Origin of the sequence: Pseudodesulfovibrio nedwellii (genome assembly GCF_027923765.1) — a bacterium.
GTDB lineage: Bacteria > Desulfobacterota > Desulfovibrionia > Desulfovibrionales > Desulfovibrionaceae > Pseudodesulfovibrio > Pseudodesulfovibrio nedwellii.
Map to the genome: position 1 here is coordinate 2,139,402 of NZ_AP026709.1, position 17,761 is coordinate 2,157,162.

Genomic DNA, 17,761 nt, shown 5'->3' on the forward strand with positions numbered 1-17,761 from the left:
GAGGAGAAAGTGATGCGAAGAGCAAGTGTTTTATTCATCAGCATGACGTTCTTTGCCATGCTACTGGTCGGATGCACAACCGGTGAACCGGTCTTCGATGTAAAAAAAATTACGTCACAGCCCAAGAATTTCGTTGGTTCGGAAACCTGCAAAACGTGCCACCTTGAGCACTACGATTCATGGAAGGTCACCAATCATAGCCGCATGGCTCAGGATGTCACAGTCAACGCCGACGCCTTTATCGTGGATATCAATCTGGATAATATCAAAGCAGACTTCAAACTGCTCGAAGACAAGGGTAAACTCAAACTGCCTCTGAATGACATCTACTTCCCGAACAAAGAAGACATCAAGTACACTATCGGCAACGAATGGAAGCAACGTTACATTATCGAAAAAAATGGCATTCTCTATATTTCACCCATCCAATTCAACACCGAGACCGGACGTTGGGTCAACTACCACGAAAAAGACTGGGAAAAACGTCCTTGGCTGCTCAAATGCGGAGGCTGTCATACTACCGGCACCAAACTCGACCTGGAATATCCTGCCAACAGCACCTTCACCGAACCGGGTGTTGGCTGTGAGGCCTGTCATGGAGCCGGCTCCTGGCATGTTGCGCTGCCAAAAACAGCTGTGTTCGAAAAACGTGAGACCATTCTCAACCCGGCCAAAATGCCTCGCGGCACTTCGGTGCAGGTCTGCGGAAGCTGTCACAACCGAGGCAAATCCACCATGGCCAAAGGTTCAAGCTGGCCCGTGGGCTACACTCCTGGCAAGGCTCTGGAGCCGTATTATACATCCACATCATACGCTGCGGGCGACAAGAAACACATGTACCCCAACGAATTCTCCAAAGGCCACCACCAGCAGTACATCGATTGGCTCAAGTCAGAACACCGCCGTGAAGGTGTGACCTGCACATCCTGCCATTCCGTACACCAACTCGGCATGCCCTCAACCCGCTTCCAAACCAAGGCCGCAGGGTCGGCTTCCTGTCTGGGCTGTCATAAACAACAGAACAGCAACATGGCACATGCCATCCACTCATTCGCCAACTGTGTGGGATGTCATATGCCTCGTATCGCCAAAAGTGCAGAATCCAGCGATATTCACAGCCACGTCTTCAAGACGTTGCTCCCGTCAGGAACTCTAGAAAATCCCGAAATCCCGAACTCCTGTCAGAATTGTCACCACCACAAGGATGCCAATCTGGCCGAACTGCAAAAGCAATTTGAGTTGTTGGCTTCAATGCCCAAACCCGAGGGCAAGGTTGTGGAGTCTGTGAACGCCTACAAATAGGAGGCGATCATGCAACGGATAATCATAATCATAGCCCTGCTCCTTGTGGGAGGCGTTATGGCTTCACCCTGTATGGCTCAGGAGGAAGTCGCCGGTTCCAACCGATATCTACTCAACGAGATGAGCACGGGATATTACGAAGAATATGAAGTCATACCGGGACGAGACAGCCCATTCCTGCAATGGGATGAGCCACGGGACACCATCCGAACCGGCGGCAGGGGACGCTCTGCCACATATCAGGCAGATTCCCACGCAGGTGTGCCTAATTATTGGCGACACAGGTGCAGCTCATGCCACAAAAAAGAAGCGCACAACAACCGGCATGTGACCAGAAACAACATCGCCTGCCGCCATTGTCATGGAGTTGAGCCCATAGCAGGTATCAACCACTACAACTCGCCGATGAATCCCATTCGCAGGCATGCCTATGTCTGCGCGAAGTGCCATCAGGGCGCAAACGGTTCATTTGCCATGTATCTCGTTCATGAACCGCCCCCTCTGCTCGCAGGTACTGCGGAGAGTTTCCCGGTTCTGTACTGGATTACATGGATAATGGTAGCGATCGCTTTCTTCTCGTTTGCACTTTTCCTGCCACATACCGGCCTATGGATGCTCCGAGAACTATTCACCAGAAAAAAAGGGGGTGACGAATGAGACTCAAACGATTCACCCCAGTCCAAAAGGCGTTTCACGCCATGTTGATGCTGTCATTCCTGGTGCAAGCCGTTACCGGCACGGCCAGAATGTACATTGAAACCAACTGGGGCAGGACTTTGGCCCACCCCTTTGGCGGCTATGAGCAATGCCTGATTGTCCACAAATACGTTGGACTGTTCATGCTCTTCCTCTTCGTCTGCCATCTGGCGTATGTGTTGTTCGTCGTCATGTCCAAAAAAGTCCACAGCGACGACGGTCTATGGTTACAAAAAAAAGACGTACGAGAGTTCTTCACCCACCTGCGCTGGATGTTCGGCGGCGAGGCACCTCGTTTCGAACGTTGGGGATATTGGGAGAAATTCGACTACTGGGCCGTCTTCTGGGGTATGATAATCCTCGGCGTCACAGGGCTCATGCTCTATGCACCTCTTGAGACCTCCCGCCACTTCAAGGGTTGGTCCCTGAATGTGGCCTTATGGGTACACCGTATCGAGGCCTGTCTGGCCATGTTGCATATCTTCGTCATCCACTTTGCCATCGCTCATTTACGAAGGCATAATTTCCCCATGGATCGCGCTATGTTCTGTGGAGACACGGACCTTGAATCTGCAAGCGAAGAACGCCCGGCATGGTTGGCACGACTCAGGACAAATAATGAGTTGAACGAAAAGGCCATTGACGATGTCTCCTCCATCCAAGTGGTCGTAACGTATGCGGTAGGCCTCGGCGCAGTTGCCCTCGGCATCTCCCTCGTCATAGGAGGGCTTATGAACGCCGGACTTGTCAATTGGTAGACACTAACAAAAAAGGCCCGAAGCAAATGCTTCGGGCCTTTTTTGACGTTACTCGCTGTGATACGATTCAATCCATTCCTCCAAATTCGGTGGAACCTTCTGAAAATGCATGTAATCAACCTTTTCTCCAGTCCAATCACCTCCCCATTCCCAACCCTGTTTCTTAAAGGCTTTCACAACCGGCGAGTCCGGCAAAAGGGTTTCAGGATCTGAAGGATCATATGTCGCCCCCGGAGGAAGAATCAAATCGCCCTTGATATAGGGATTCTTTCGAGGATTGATATCAACAGCCAATCCAAAGGCATGCTTGGAGAGATGTCTGGAATCAACGATTGGTCTCCACACATAAGCCGACGTGTTATTGGTATCAGGAGATAGCCCATATAAGGCCTTTTTCTGTATCAAAGGATGGGCGATAGGGAGTACGGATTCAACAGGAAAACGACTTCTTTTAATTCTTTCAAATATCAAGCGGATGTCACCCTCAAGAGCCTTGTGGACGACAACCTGCCCCTGATGCACAACTCCGTCCGGACCATAATATCGGACCGGGACAACAACAAGTCGCTCCTGAATGGATGCAATGACATCGGGAGGCTGATTCGTGTAAATGGCCTCATCACTGGAAAGACTGCTGTCAAAAACAACAGGAGCACACCCAAAAAGCACAGCAAGACTGACGACCGACAGCCATAGCCCTTTTATCAAAAATCGAAACACTAAAATCCCCTTTATATGCAGAGGCTATTTTTGCCGTGCACGATTCTGTTCATCGTCAAAAACATCACGCTCCCGCTAACCACTTAACCCACAATTTGCGTGTTCGTGGCCCGTCGAACTCGCAAAAGTAAATCTTCTGCCATGTCCCAAGCTGGATGTTACCACCCTCGACAATGACGAGCTGATCGCACCCAAACAGGGAAGACTTGATGTGAGCATCGGAATTGCCCTCGGCATGATGATAATCTCCATGATGCGGCACGAGTTTGCGCATATTCACAAGGATATCGCGCACTACGTCCGGGTCTGCACCTTCATTGATGGTAATAGCCCCTGTGGTATGCGGACAATAGAGCATGAGTGCGCCATCAGACCATCCGTTTTCATGAATGACTTTACGAACGGCGGTGGTGATATCCACCATTTCTTCATGGTCATGAGTTTGAACACGCAAGATTTCCACGACAACGCCCCTTTACCCTTCGGATTCCCTGTTGATTTCCACTCTATTACGGCCTTTGTCCTTGGCCTGATACAAGGCCTTGTCGGCCCGGGCCAGCATATCTTCATAGGCGTCCACACCAAAACGAATGTCCCAGGCGTAATGGGCAATACCGATGGAGATGGTGCAGGCCAGCGGGAGTTCATCCGTGTTATAAATATGTGCCGCGACCTCCTGACGAAGACGTTCGGCCAAGACCTGACTTGATTCCAAGTCAGAACCGGGGGCGACCACGGCAAACTCTTCGCCACCATAACGAGCAACGATGTCGGATGAACGAATAACATCCTGAAAAGCCTGTGCTATTTGCTTGAGAACTATATCGCCAACCGCATGTCCATAGGTGTCGTTGATATTCTTAAAATGATCAATATCCATCATGAACAGAGTACACGGCTGTTTGGCACGAATGGCGATATCCACCAAACGCGCGCCCTCCTTCATCAAAAAACGTCTATTGGGCAGCCCTGTCAATTGATCGGTAACAGCAGACGTCTCCAATTCCTGAACAGTTTCATCGACTTTCGCCTGCATGGCACAAAAAGCTTCTACAAGGTTATCAATCTCTTGAGGGGGAGAGTATGGAAAAACATCAAAACACGTCTGATCATATTCTCCACGAGTCATTCGTAATGAGATTTCACTGATACGAGCCAAAGGCTGCGTGATGGAACGAGCCAAACGCAAAAAGACTGGGCTCAAGATGGCTATGGAAATAAAAAAACCACCAATAATCGTCCAAAGGAAAGGATATAACGGGCCGATCGCTTCGCTATAACCAATCTCGGAAACAATGAGCCATGTGCCGTCCTTGGTCCATTGGCTGGCTCCCAAAACCTTAACCCCCCTATAATCACGATACGGTTTGGTCGGTTGTTTCCCGATCAGTCCGGTACGAAGCACGTCAGAATTGTTCTTGATCGTCATGATTGCCGTCGTCTGAATTCTGCCCTGCCTCCGCAACTCCCCCTGATAACGGGATTCGGTCAGCATGTACCCTTCCCGGTTCAAAAGGTACGTTTCTCCAGTCTCGCCAAATCTGAGATTATTCATGAGATCGTCAATTGCCGTCAAACGGGAAGCAAGAAAGACAACACCACCGAAAGAGCCATCCAATCGTTTTACCGGATGAGAAAAAATAATGATGGGCTTTCCAGACGTTCTTCCGATAAGAACATTCGTCACAAAAGCTTCGCCAGCACGGGCCTTAATAAAATATTCCCGATCAGAAACATCTACCATAATTTTGGTCGAAGAAGCCCCAACGGTTTTCCCGTCAGCCCCAGCCATGACCACAGCAGAAATATCCGGATGCGTTTTATCGAAATGTTCAAGAATGGGGTTGATTTTTTCAACTTGGCCATGCCGCACCACATCCAATTCAGCCAAGAATTGTATATTTCTTTCCTGCTCCTGATACCATTCCTCGATGACAATCTTGTGGGATACGGCTTGTTCAAGAAGTCCCTTCTCGACATTTTCCAGAATGGATGCCCGCACAAAAACGATGAGAACAACTGCAGCAAAAAGCAAAGGTACACCGACCATAAGCGTAGAATACAGCCTGATTCGACCACCCACGGAATCCGGCACAAGAAACTGTCGCATATAAAACTCCAATCTGAATCATTCTATAAGACGACATAATCTTGCATTATCCAAAAGAAGTGAGCAACCGCCTTATAAATCAAAACAACAAACGTCTTTCTGACTATTTGTGCCTTAGAAAGAAACTAACCTCTCTATTTACGGTACATATGCTTGAAATTTTCATCGTAAAGCAGGGACTTGGCAGTACCGGCATCCTTGACTCCCTGTCCGGGCAGGATCAGAAAAACTGTCTGACGAACAAAATCATTGGTGCGTGCGGTATGTGCCAACTGACCGAGTTCGGTTTCAACAACCCTTTCTTCAGGCCATCCAACACGGTAGGCCATGACGACCAGCGTTGATTCACCCAACCCTCCAGCCAGCAGTTCTTTCTGGATACCTTCCGGGTTCCCGGCGGACAAATAAATACACATCGCCGAACCGTGTGCCGCCAACTTTCGCAGATCCTCGGATTCCGGCACTGGGGTCTTCCCGGCCAGTCGGGTGAAAATCAAAGTCTGCGTCACTTCCGGCACGGTATACGACTTCATCGCAGCTGCCGCTGCCGCGAATCCAGCGGTCACTCCCGGAACAACGGAATAGCCCACGCCGTCACGATCCAGCAATTCCATCTGCTCTCGAATCGCCCCATACAGGGAAGGATCACCGGTATGCACCCGCGCTACGGAACCACCAGCCCGAACAGTCTCCATCATCAAATCGTGTGTTTCTTCAAGGTTCAAAGGGGCGGAATCTGCGACCTTCGCTCCGACCTTGGCTCCGGCCACGACTTCGGATGGCACCAGTGAGCCAGCATACAATACAAGGTCTGCCTCACAAATAAGTCGCTGTCCCTTAACCGTCAGCAATTCTGGATCGCCCGGACCGGCACCAATAAAATAGACTCTTGTTTCAACCATATATCCTGCCGTCGAATGTTTTTTTGAAGGTTTGTAATGACACTTACACGGTACACACTGGACATATGAAAGCCAAGCCAGAGAAAAGCCACACCATTATAACGTAAACAGTATTGTTTCACCTCTTCATAGTATGCTATTGTTTAAATCCTTCTCACTCGGGGGTTCCCCGAAAACACTAGGAGCACACCATGCTTCCGATGCCGTACGATGAGGTTCACAAAGAAATCCTCAAGCATATCCCCGAAGACCGGGTATACACTGATTCGCTGCGCACCTTGGCCTATGGCACGGACGCGAGCTTTTATCGACTGATCCCCAAAATCGTAGTCGACACTGAAAATGAAGATGAAGTGGTGCATGTTCTCAAGGCGACCAGACGACACAAGGTTGCCGTGACATTCCGTGCAGCCGGGACATCACTGTCAGGACAGGCCATCAGTGATTCCGTCCTCATCCGACTGGGCGAAGGCTGGCGCGACTACGAGATTCTCGACAAGGCCAAAAAAATAGCACTGGAACCGGGAATTATCGGAAGTTACGCCAACCAGATTCTTGCGCCGCACGGCAAGAAAATCGGCCCTGACCCGGCCAGTATCGACACCTGTAAGATTGGTGGTATTGTGGCCAACAATGCCTCGGGCATGTGTTGCGGTGTTGCCGAGAACTCATACAAAACGCTGGACTCAATGCGTATCGTGCTGGCCGACGGTACCATTCTCGACACGGGGAACGAGGTCAGCAAAAAAACTTTTACAAAAAGTCACGGCCAAATTCTCAAAGATATTTCTCACCTCCGTAAAAAGGTACTGGCCGACAAGAAACTGACCGCCCGTATCAAGCGCAAATTCAAAATCAAGAACACCACGGGCTACAGCCTAAACGCCATCGTGGATTTCGAAGACCCGTTCGAAATTCTCCAGCACTTACTGGTCGGTTCCGAAGGCACGCTCGCCTTCATTTCCAAGGTCGTCTACCGGACAGTTGTAGAACACCCGCACAAGGCATCCGCACTCATGCGGTTCCCGGATATCCGATCGGCCTGTGAAGCGGCTACCATCTGCCGCACGCAAAAAGTTTCTGCTGCCGAACTCATGGACCGAGCTGCTCTGGCCTCGGTACAAGACAAGCCCGGTATGCCCGAAGGTTTGACCGAACTCGGCCCGAAAGCCAGTGCATTGCTGGTGGAAGTGCGTGGTCGCACCGAAAAAATCCTCCAAGACAAGATATCCAAGGTGCTTGAAGCAATCAGCGAACTCCCCAAGGTCACACCTCACGAGTTCACTTCGATCCCGGCGGAGTTCAATTCCCTGTGGAATGTCAGGCGTGGTCTATTCCCTGCTGTAGGCGCAGTACGCGATGCCGGGACCACGGTCATTATCGAAGATGTAGCCTTCCCCATCAAAGATCTGGCCCAAGCCACGCTTGATTTACAAAAACTCTTCAAGAAAAACGGTTATGACAAGGCGATCATTTTCGGCCACGCACTGGAAGGGAACCTGCATTTCGTGTTCACACAGGACTTCAACGTCCAGGCAGAAATAGACAGATACGCAGCTTTCATGGACGACGTAACGCACATGGTTGCCGAGGACTACAAAGGCTCGCTCAAGGCCGAACACGGGACCGGCAGAAACATGGCGCATTTCGTTGAACTGGAATGGGGCCGTGAAGCATACGAGCTCATGGAAGAAATCAAGCATATTTTCGATCCTGAAGGGCTGCTCAACCCCGGTGTTATCCTCAACGAAGACCCCGAGGCACACCTCAAGAATCTCAAGCCTCTGCCCGTGGCCAACGACATCATCGACAAATGTATCGAATGTGGTTTCTGTGAACCGATCTGTCCTTCACGCGAACTGACGCTGACGCCACGCCAACGCATCGTGGCCTACCGCGAGATGTCACGCGGTGCACTGGAAGGCGATTCACCAGAAGCCATGGCCGCCTTCAAAAAAAGTTTCGACTATGACGGCGAAGCCACCTGTGCCGCAGATGGTCTGTGTGCAATGCGATGCCCTGTCGCCATCAATACCGGCGAATTCATCAAGGTCTACCGATCATGGGCGCGTGGCACCTGGGAAAAGAAAATAGCTTCGGTCATAGCGAACTCATTTTCCTTCACCACAAAATTCATCCATGCCGACCTCGCCGTAGCAGGTGCAACCCACGATATTCTTGGGGACAAGGTCATGACATCCGTCACCAAAGGATTGCACAAATATTCCGGCAAGCGCATCCCGCAATGGAACGTATCCATGCCCCGCCCCGCCACCAAGCCGACCATGACCGAAACACCTCCCAGCGCGGACAAGGTCGTCTATTTCCCCAGTTGTGTGGCCCGTCATATGGGGCCGGAAAAGAAAGACCCCGACAAGTCCGCATTGCGCGATCATACCTTGAGTGTGCTCGCCAAGGCCGGCTTCGAAGTTATTCACCCAGAGAACATGAACGCACTTTGCTGCGGTCAGCCATGGGAATCCAAGGGGTTCATTGAGCAGGCCGACAACAAGCTGGCAGAATTGGAGCAGGCCCTTCGGGACGCATCAAAGAATGGCAAGTACCCCATCCTCTGCGACACGAGCCCGTGTCTCTACCGCATGCAGGAGCACATCAAAGGATTGAAGCTCTTCGAGCCGGTGGAATTCACACTCACCCATCTCATGGACCGGCTTGACCTGACTCCCGTCAGCAAGCGCGTGGCCCTACACGTTACATGCTCCACTCGCAAAATGGGATTGGCTGAAAAAATGGAAGATTTGACCAAACTCTGCGCCCGCGAAGTCGTGGTTCCCGAAGGAGTGTTCTGTTGTGGTTTTGCTGGTGACAGAGGATTCAACTATCCCGAATTGAACGAAGCCGCGCTCAAAGAGCTTCCCAATCAATTGGATGGCTGCACCATAGGCTATTCAACTTCACGCACCTGTGAAATCGGCTTGTCCGAAAAAGGCGGCATTCCATACAAGAACTTCATGTTCCTGCTCGATGAAGCGAGTTGGCCTAAATCGACTAAATAAGAGGGGAAAAGAAGAAACCGCCTTCGGCGGATATGTCGGGTGATTTCGTCGCCTTCGGCGAAGTTCTATACAAAAAGAACCTTTTACAGCTAGCACACTCGCGAAGCGACATAAAAAGTTTTGGAGAGTCCAGAGAACCTTTTCCAAAAGGTTCTCTGGTCCCGCTGAAAGCGACCCCCGACAGGGCCGCCGGAGGCCTTCCCCTTCTCAGCGTAAATGAATCAGAGAACTTTATCCATGAACTGCGGATTTGCACGCAAGCCGTTGACCGCGATGAGGGCACAGGCCTCAGCATCGGAAGCCGCGTTGTGGTGATTGAGTGTGATACCAAGATAATCGCAGACGCTGGGCAGCTTGTTGGACGACAGCTCCCACGTTGTCCGAGACAGTTGCACGGTACAGAGAAACGGTTGTGCCGGTGCAGCCCTGCCCGATTCCTTGCAACAGGTATGCAGAACCGATTTATCAAACGGAGCGTTGTGTGCCACAATAAAATCCGCATCCTCAAATAACGGCTCCAATTCCGGCCACAAGTCACCGAAACTCGGCTCGTCACATACGTCTTCCCAATGCAACCCGTGCACCCTGACGCAGAACGGGTTGAATTTCTTCCTTGGCGGACGGATGAGACGGTAATCCCGCTCAACGATTTCGCCTTTGTCCACCACGACAATACCCACGGCGCAGGCGGAATCTCGTTTGGGATCAGCGGTTTCGAAATCTATAGCAACAAATCGGACGTCTTCAACAATGTGCATAGGCATAAGCGATTAAAACCCCTCTTCCAAAGGCGGCCAGATCAAGGCGTGCGTCTCAGGTTCAATATCCGCCAAAGGTTGTTGGGCCATGGCCTTGTTTGCAGGTTTCAACCGCACAAACCGTTCGTCAATTTCGAGCCGACCTTCGGCCAGCCACTGCAAGGCCTGAGGGAACACACGATGTTCCATCTTCAAAATACGGGAACCGAGAGCATCGCCACCTTCGCCGGGCAGACAAGGGACAGCGGCCTGAATGATGACCGGACCGTGGTCCATCTGCTCATCCACGAAATGAACGGTACAGCCAGAAATTTTTACACCGTACTCAGCGGCATCGCCCTGCCCGTGTACGCCGGGAAAAGACGGCAATAATGCAGGATGGATGTTGATAACCCGATTCTCGAATGCGCCGAGAAAAACATGGGTCACGATACGCATGAATCCGGCCATAACCACTACACCACCCTTATCAACACCACTTTCCCTGATGGCGTGAACCATATCGGTATCAAAAGCCTCGCGGGAATCGTAGTCGGTGTGCAGAAGCACTCTGGTGGGAATGTCGTGCTTTCTGGCACGTTCAAGACCATACGCATCGGTTTTGTTGGATATGACGAGCTTGATCTCGACATCCAGCACACCGGCTTCGATACGATCTATGATGGATTGCAGATTGGACCCGCTCCCTGACACGAGAACGGCTATGGGCAATGGCATGAATACTCCCTTAAAAATGTATACAGGTGGCGACTGTTGCCCCACGCCCGAACTTGGCTTAATCCGTGCCATTTTTCAAGAGGGGATTTCCAGTGCCAAACCAAATCAAACGAATAACCGCTAAACATTCGTAAAAACATTGATTTTATTTCATCTTCTTGCCACAAAGTAAAAAGAAAAGGCGTATAGATTCACATTTAGGGACATATATGAAAAGAAATGTCTGGCTGTTAGTTGCCATCTTTTGCCTCGCCATAGGCAGCACCCCTGTCCAAGCCGACGGCCCGGTCTTCCTAACAGAAGAAAACCCTCCCTTCAATCACATGTATGCCGGAACTATCTCAGGTATAGCAACGGATGTTCTCCTGAGAATGACGGCGATTGCTCACACCCCCCTCAAGCGTGAAGAAATCCAGATACTGCCTTGGGCCCGAGGGTACCAGAGACTTCAAAATTCTCCCAACGTCATTCTCTACAGTATGGCCAGGACATCAAATCGCGAAGGACTCTTTCAATGGATCGGTCCCATCATGAAAGTCAAAGGCGTTCTCATTGCCCGCAAAAAAGATGGAATCAGAATCAACAACCTCATTAGTGACACGCAACATCGTGTCATAGGGACGATACGCGAAAGCGCCTCAGAACATATACTCCTCTCAAAAGGAGTCTCTACACACTCACTACAACGCTTGCACGACATCAAACTAAATGTTCAAAAACTCATGAGCGGCCGAGTTGACATGGTCGCCATGACGGAAACCACCTTCTGGTATTACGTCAAAGAACTGAAATACGACCCAGAATTGTTCAAAATCGTCCATATCCTCATGGAAAGTTCATTCTACTATGGAGTAAGCAGTGACATGAATCCGACTCTCGTAGACAGACTGCAAAAAGCTTTGGACCAAATCACGGCCTCCGGCGAAAGAGACCGCATAATTTCACACTATCAATAAGAACTGGATACTCATAAAAAAGGGCTCCGACCATATGGTCGGAGCCCTTTTTTATTCAGTAAACCTACTCGGCTTCCTTCACCAATTCCGCCACCAGACCAGGGATGGTGTAATCTTCCGGTTCGATGTCAGGAGTGAAACCAAACCGCTTCACGGTATCAGAGGTGATAGGCCCGATAGAGGCAATCTTCACATCAGGATATTTTTTGAAGGTATCAGGAGAAACCAACTCGAAGAAATTCTCCACGGTGCTGGACGAGGTGAAAGTCACATACTGAATTTCACCGTTTTCCAAAGAAGCTTCAATTTCATCACCAGAAGCCTGAACTAATTTAGTCTCGTAGACTGGCAGAACCGTGACGTTACATCCGGCTTTCTTCAACTCCTCAGGCAAAACTTCACGGGCGACCCTTGCGCGGGGGATAAGTACATCCGCTCCCTGAATGTCGAGAGCAAGCAATCCCTTGACCACGTGTTCGGCCACGTACTTCTCAGGCACAAAATCAGGCTCAATGCCACGAGCACGAAGTTCGTCTGCCGTTGCAGGGCCAATGGCCGCAATCTGCATACCACAGAAGATACGGGAATCCAGACCGATTGCCTTGAGTTGTTCCCAGAAAAACTTCACGCCGTTAACCGAGGTAAAAATCACCCATTGGTATCGGGCAAGCTGCAAAATGGCGGTCTCGACATCGGCGTAGTCATCAATATGTTCCACAGAAATGGTCGGGAACTCGTGAACACATGCGCCATGGCCACGTAAAATATCCACCAGACCGGAAGCCTGTTCACGAGCACGGGTCACGACAACACCCTGACCGAGCATGGGTTTCTTTTCAAACCATGCCAGCTTCTCATGCAGGGAGCAGACGCCGCCGACAATGATGATGGACGGAGCCTTCCAATCACGTTTTTTGGCTTCATCTGCCACATTTTCCAATGTAGAAACGAACGATGTCTGGTTGCAACGAGTGCCCCAACGGACCAATGCCACTGGAGTATCAGCTGCACGGCCATTGTCCATGAGGTTCTTGGCGATCATGGGCAAATTGCCCACACCCATGTAGAAAACCAGTGTAGAAGTGGACTGACCGTACACGGCCCAGTTGTTACCGGATTCGCTTTTGGTCGGGTCTTCGTGGCCGGTAATGAAACAAACAGATGTGGTGTGGTCACGGTGTGTAACCGGGATACCGGCATAGGCTGCGGCAGCTACTCCGGCAGTGATACCGGGGACAACTTCAAAGTCGATACCGGCCTCGACCAGTTCTTCGCCTTCTTCGCCGCCACGACCGAACACATACGGATCGCCGCCTTTAAGTCGACAAATAACTTTGCCGGACCGTGCTTTCTCAACAATCAGATCGTTGATCTTGTCCTGAGGCAAAGTATGGTCTCCACCTTTTTTGCCCACATACAAAATCTCGCACTCCGGCTTGCACCACTTCAAAAAGTCAGCGTTGGCCAAATAGTCGTAGATCATGATGTCACAGGTCTCGATAATCTCTTTCGCACGCAAAGTAAGCATGCCCGGATCGCCCGGACCCGCTCCAACTAAAAATACGTTTGCCATGATGTTTGCCTCCGGCGGCTGGGGGAAGGGGAGGAAAAACCCTTTGAAAAGGGCTTTTCCTCCCCTTCCCCCAGACCCCCATCCCCTCCTTTTCCCAAACTTTTTATCGCGCTTCGCGAAAGTGGAAATGGAGTGAGAGTCTGATTTTCTATTTATATATTGTAGGTCAACACAATCGTTTATGTTAGCCCATCACGCTTTCGAGGCGTGCTTTGAGTTCGGCCAGCTTGGTCTTTTCTTCTTCCATCTCAGCCAACTTTTTTTTCTCGCCTTCGACAACCGCCTCGGGAGCGTTGTTCACGAAGCCGGGGTTGGAAAGCTTGCCGGACACGCCCTTCATAGTCTTTTCGAGCTTGACCATGTTCTTGTCCAAACGAGCCAATTCAGATTCGAAATCCACTACGCCTTCTAACGGGACAGACAATTCATTGCCCTGTACCACGGCTGCGCCGGAAGCCTTGGGCGCTTTCACATCCGGGCCGATGGTCACAGTATCAAAACGGGCAAGTGACTGAATCAGGTTGACGTTCGCCTCGAGCACAGCCTTGTCCTCGTCGGACACGGTCTTAATGAGCAAGTCGAGCTTCTTGGCCGGCTCGATCAAAAGTTCGGTACGAATATTACGGGTACCGGAGACCACACCCATGAAGAGTTCCATCTCCTTGACAGCGGCATCATTCAGGCACTCGTCACGGGTATCCGGGAACGGCAGTGTTGCTATATCCTCAGGACGATCATCGCCAGCCGGACGGGGCAATACGGACCAAATTTCCTGCGTGATAAACGGCGTTACCGGATGAAGCAGGACCATGATCTCGGACAAAACGGTCCACAGCACTTTCTGTGTGACAGCCTTAGCCTTTTCGTCCTCGCCGTACAGCGCAGGCTTGACCATTTCCAAATACCAGTCACAGAATTCGCTCCAAATAAACTTGTAAAGAATCTGGGCGATCTCGTTGAACTTGTATTCCTCGGTAGCCTTGGTAATGGATTTCTTGACCTCTTCAAGGCGATGCAGAATCCACTGATTTGCAAGGTCATCCGCTTCGGAGAGTTCCACTGCCGGGATTTCGTCTGGCAGGTTCATCATGGCGAAACGAGTAGCGTTCCAAATCTTATTCATGAAATGCTTGTAGCCTTCGATACGCTGCTCCGAAAGCTTGATATCACGGCCCATGGCAGCAAAGCTCGTCAGAGTGAAACGCAGAGCATCTGCTCCATACTTCCCGATCATATCCAACGGATCGATAACGTTGCCCGTGGATTTGGACATCTTCTTGCCCTTTTCGTCACGGACAAGGGCGTGGATGTAGACATGATGAAACGGAATTTCATCCATAAACTGGAGACCCATCATCATCATGCGTGCAACCCAGAAGAACAGGATGTCGAAGCCGGTAACCAGACAGGAAGTCGGGTAATACTTCGCCAATTCCTTGGTCTCATCGGGCCAACCCATAGTCGAAAACGGCCAGAGAGCGGATGAGAACCAGGTATCGAGCACATCTTCGTCACGAACAATTTTCGCGGAACCGCACTTGCAGCATGTGGTCGGATCGTCGATGGCCACGGTCAGTTCGCCGCACTCCTCGCAAGTCCAGGCCGGGATGCGGTGTCCCCACCAAATCTGACGGGAGATACACCAGTCACGAATCTCGTCCAACCAATTATAATATGTCTTGGTCCAATGTTCCGGGAAAATCTGCGTCTTGGAAGGTATGGCAGCGCGAGCTTTTTCAGCCAACGGTTTCATGGACACGAACCACTGTGTGGAAACATGCGGCTCAATCACGGATTTGCAACGATAGCAAACGCCAACCTTATGGTCGTGATCCTCGATGGATTTAAGCTGTCCAAGAGTTTCAAGTTCTTCGAGAATAAGCTTGCGGGCAGCCACGGTGTCGAGTCCCTGATATCTCTCAGGGGCATTTTCGTTGACGACGCCGTCCTCGTTCAACACGGAAATAATTTCGAGATTGTGCTTACGCCCCAGTTCCCAGTCATTCATGTCATGGGCCGGAGTCACCTTAAGACAACCAGTTCCAAACTCAATATCGACATACTTATCACCAATAATCGGCAATTCACGGCCAATAATGGGCAGAATCGCAGTCTTGCCGATCAAATGATTGAAACGATCATCCTCGGGGTGCACGGCGATGGCCGTATCACCCAGCATGGTCTCAGGACGGGTGGTGGCGATAATCAATGTGCCGGAACCGTCGCCCAGTTTGTACTCGACATGGTGGAGCTTGCCGGGCTTCGGCTCATGCTCGACCTCATCGTCAGCCAAGGCGGTGTGGCAACGGTTACACCAGTTGATGATGTAGTCACCCTTGTAAATCAAACCTTGCTCGTACAGCTCGACAAACACCTTGCGAACAGCCTTGGCGCGCTGATCATCAAAGGTGAAACATTCACGGCTCCAGTCAACGGATGCGCCCATACGGCGGATCTGACTCAAAATATGATCGCCCTTTTCCTGCTTCCAATCCCAGACGCGCTCAATGAACTTTTCACGACCGAGATCATGACGGGTGAGGCCTTCTTCCTTGAGCTGACGTTCAACCACGTTCTGTGTAGCGATACCGGCATGATCCATACCCGGAACCCACAACACGTTCTTGCCCTGCTGACGGTTGAACCGGCAAAGGATATCCATGATGGTCAGGTTGAGTGCGTGCCCCATGTGCAACACGCCGGTGACGTTCGGTGGCGGAATGACGATGGAATAAGGATCGCCTTCAGCCTCGGGATCGGGCGTAAAAGTCTTGTTTTCTTCCCAGTGGTTTTCCCACTTTTCCTCGACATCCCACGGTTCGTAGGCTTTGGCCAACTCTTTACGTGCCATGAAAATCCTTCCTTTATGAGGGCAAAAACGTCGACACGTGGTGCCGACGGCCTGAAATATCGTATGGTTGCGCTTGCCTCTCGGGGCAGGCCTTGATAGCGTGCGCACTACCCTTGTCGAGGGGGCCGCATATGTCAAGTATACATATATATTGGGACGAGTCTCATTTTTGGGGATTATTAGTCACACGGGCGTTGTCCGCGTGGGGTATCCCGCATCGTCTTGTACGCGGCCATGAAATAGCTGATGGAGCGCTCTCTGGCAAGCTTGGTGACACGCCCAAGGTTCTTATCGTCCCCGGTGGACGCGCCAAAGGCAAGGCAGATCGCCTGACCGCTCGCGGTATGGATTCCATCCGTAATTTCGTCCACAACGGTGGAACCTATATCGGATTCTGCGGCGGCACAGGAATGGCTCTCAGCGAACCCTACGGGCTGGGACTATCGCCATGGACACGTAAAGGGTATAAAAACCGCTTACATCACTTCCTCTCCGGCCATGTTAAAGCCACACTCGCCAGCGAACATTCACTGATTCCCGAAGGGATGGACACTGCTCTGCTCCCGGTTTGGTGGCCCGGAAGATTTGAACCAAGGAATGATTCCGTGACAGTGTTGGCTCGATACGGCAAACCCGGCCCCGATTTCTGGGTGGCTGATATCAATCTTTCCACCCTGCCCAAAGGAACCATGACCGACTGGGAAAACCTGTACGGCATCCATTTACGCCCCAATTTCATGGAAGGGTTACCCTGCGTCACGGCCAACGATTTTGGCCGGGGCAAAGTCATATTGAGCTACGCTCATCTGGAGACACCCGCTTCTCCACACGCCAACCGTTGGCTCCAGCATCTTCTGGGCGAAGCTCTGAACGAACAATTCGATAACGGCCCGGTTCCGGCATGGGACGTTGCCGCACGCCCGGAAAACTGGGACGATGACATCCTGCAAAATGCCAGAAAGGCTATGGAACAGATCATCACCACAGGCACCGAACACTTTCTGCTGTTCTGGCGCAACCCATGGCTGCTTGGCTGGCGGCGCGGCATCCCCGGCGCGGGCATTAACTCCCTGTATTCACTCATCTGCGAATCCCTAGCCACCAAACCAGACGACAAGACGCTCATCTTCTGGGCCAAAAATCGTCATCGCTTCAAGGAACTCATGGACTTGCTCATCAACGGCCTGACCGGTTACCTGCTGGCCGAACGGCTCTCCATGACCGTCTTCCACTCCGACCCGTTGGCAATTTCCAAGGAAAACCTTCGCGAACAACGGCGCGCCCTGTTTGGCATCCCCCCAGAGCCAGGTGGCATTCATGCCGACCTCGTGACACTCCTTGAAGAACTTTACTGGCACCTCTCCCTACAAGGCGAATCATAACTATTTTTGAAAACATCGG

General features: G+C 51.2%; 14 protein-coding genes. 6 read left to right on the top strand and 8 right to left on the bottom strand.

What is annotated here, in order from left to right:
* The first annotated feature begins 12 nt into the window (after window positions 1–12).
* The 3 genes from SYK_RS10040 to SYK_RS10050 are packed head-to-tail and all read left to right on the top strand — an operon-like array spanning window position 13 to window position 2,756.
* Window positions 13–1,302 (top strand): multiheme c-type cytochrome, encoded by a 1,290-nt coding sequence (locus SYK_RS10040; protein WP_281760127.1) that lies wholly within the window; start codon window positions 13–15, stop codon window positions 1,300–1,302.
* A 9-nt stretch (window positions 1,303–1,311) separates the two neighbouring features.
* Entirely contained in the window at window positions 1,312–1,959 is a 648-nt protein-coding gene (locus SYK_RS10045; protein WP_281760128.1) for a hypothetical protein, read from the top strand.
* Window positions 1,956–2,756, top strand: coding sequence for a formate dehydrogenase subunit gamma (locus SYK_RS10050; protein WP_281760129.1), 801 nt, complete (start codon window positions 1,956–1,958; stop codon window positions 2,754–2,756). The genes SYK_RS10045 and SYK_RS10050 overlap by 4 nt, the downstream gene beginning before the upstream one ends.
* Window positions 2,757–2,804: 48 nt before the next feature.
* Here the strand turns inward: SYK_RS10050 and SYK_RS10055 are convergent, their stop codons facing one another.
* The 4 genes from SYK_RS10055 to cobM all read right to left on the bottom strand — a co-directional run bounded on the left by SYK_RS10055 (window position 2,805) and on the right by cobM (window position 6,488).
* A complete protein-coding gene (locus SYK_RS10055; RefSeq protein ID WP_281760130.1) occupies window positions 2,805–3,476 on the bottom strand; it encodes a M15 family metallopeptidase in 672 nt (223 codons plus the stop codon).
* Between the two features lie 64 nt (window positions 3,477–3,540).
* A complete protein-coding gene (locus SYK_RS10060; RefSeq protein ID WP_281760131.1) occupies window positions 3,541–3,939 on the bottom strand; it encodes a secondary thiamine-phosphate synthase enzyme YjbQ in 399 nt (132 codons plus the stop codon).
* A gap of 12 nt (window positions 3,940–3,951) precedes the next feature.
* A complete protein-coding gene (locus SYK_RS10065) occupies window positions 3,952–5,586 on the bottom strand; it encodes a sensor domain-containing diguanylate cyclase (RefSeq protein WP_281760132.1) in 1,635 nt (544 codons plus the stop codon).
* 134 nt (window positions 5,587–5,720) lie between these two features.
* On the bottom strand, window positions 5,721–6,488 hold the full coding sequence (gene cobM / locus SYK_RS10070; protein ID WP_281760133.1) for a precorrin-4 C(11)-methyltransferase: 768 nt from the start codon (window positions 6,486–6,488) through the stop codon (window positions 5,721–5,723).
* 191 nt (window positions 6,489–6,679) lie between these two features.
* On the opposite strand from cobM, the gene SYK_RS10075 reads away from it, so the two are divergent.
* On the top strand, window positions 6,680–9,505 hold the full coding sequence (locus SYK_RS10075) for an FAD-binding and (Fe-S)-binding domain-containing protein (protein WP_281760134.1): 2,826 nt from the start codon (window positions 6,680–6,682) through the stop codon (window positions 9,503–9,505).
* Window positions 9,506–9,726: 221 nt separating this feature from the next.
* On the opposite strand, the gene SYK_RS10080 is transcribed toward SYK_RS10075, so the two are convergent.
* A complete protein-coding gene (locus SYK_RS10080) occupies window positions 9,727–10,269 on the bottom strand; it encodes a 3'-5' exonuclease (RefSeq protein WP_353618216.1) in 543 nt (180 codons plus the stop codon).
* 6 nt (window positions 10,270–10,275) lie between these two features.
* Complete coding sequence (purN, locus tag SYK_RS10085) at window positions 10,276–10,980, bottom strand: phosphoribosylglycinamide formyltransferase (RefSeq protein ID WP_281760135.1); 705 nt, start codon at window positions 10,978–10,980, stop codon at window positions 10,276–10,278.
* A gap of 209 nt (window positions 10,981–11,189) precedes the next feature.
* Between purN and SYK_RS10090 the strand changes: the two genes are divergently transcribed.
* On the top strand, window positions 11,190–11,936 hold the full coding sequence (locus tag SYK_RS10090; protein WP_281760136.1) for a substrate-binding periplasmic protein: 747 nt from the start codon (window positions 11,190–11,192) through the stop codon (window positions 11,934–11,936).
* 64 nt (window positions 11,937–12,000) lie between these two features.
* On the opposite strand, the gene cobA is transcribed toward SYK_RS10090, so the two are convergent.
* Window positions 12,001–13,509, bottom strand: a complete 1,509-nt coding sequence (cobA, locus tag SYK_RS10095) for a uroporphyrinogen-III C-methyltransferase (RefSeq protein ID WP_281760137.1) — start codon at window positions 13,507–13,509, stop codon at window positions 12,001–12,003.
* 184 nt (window positions 13,510–13,693) lie between these two features.
* On the bottom strand, window positions 13,694–16,360 hold the full coding sequence (locus SYK_RS10100; RefSeq protein WP_281760138.1) for a valine--tRNA ligase: 2,667 nt from the start codon (window positions 16,358–16,360) through the stop codon (window positions 13,694–13,696).
* Between the two features lie 131 nt (window positions 16,361–16,491).
* On the opposite strand from SYK_RS10100, the gene SYK_RS10105 reads away from it, so the two are divergent.
* Window positions 16,492–17,742 (top strand): BPL-N domain-containing protein, encoded by a 1,251-nt coding sequence (locus tag SYK_RS10105; protein WP_281760139.1) that lies wholly within the window; start codon window positions 16,492–16,494, stop codon window positions 17,740–17,742.
* The last annotated feature ends 19 nt before the right edge of the window (window positions 17,743–17,761 follow it).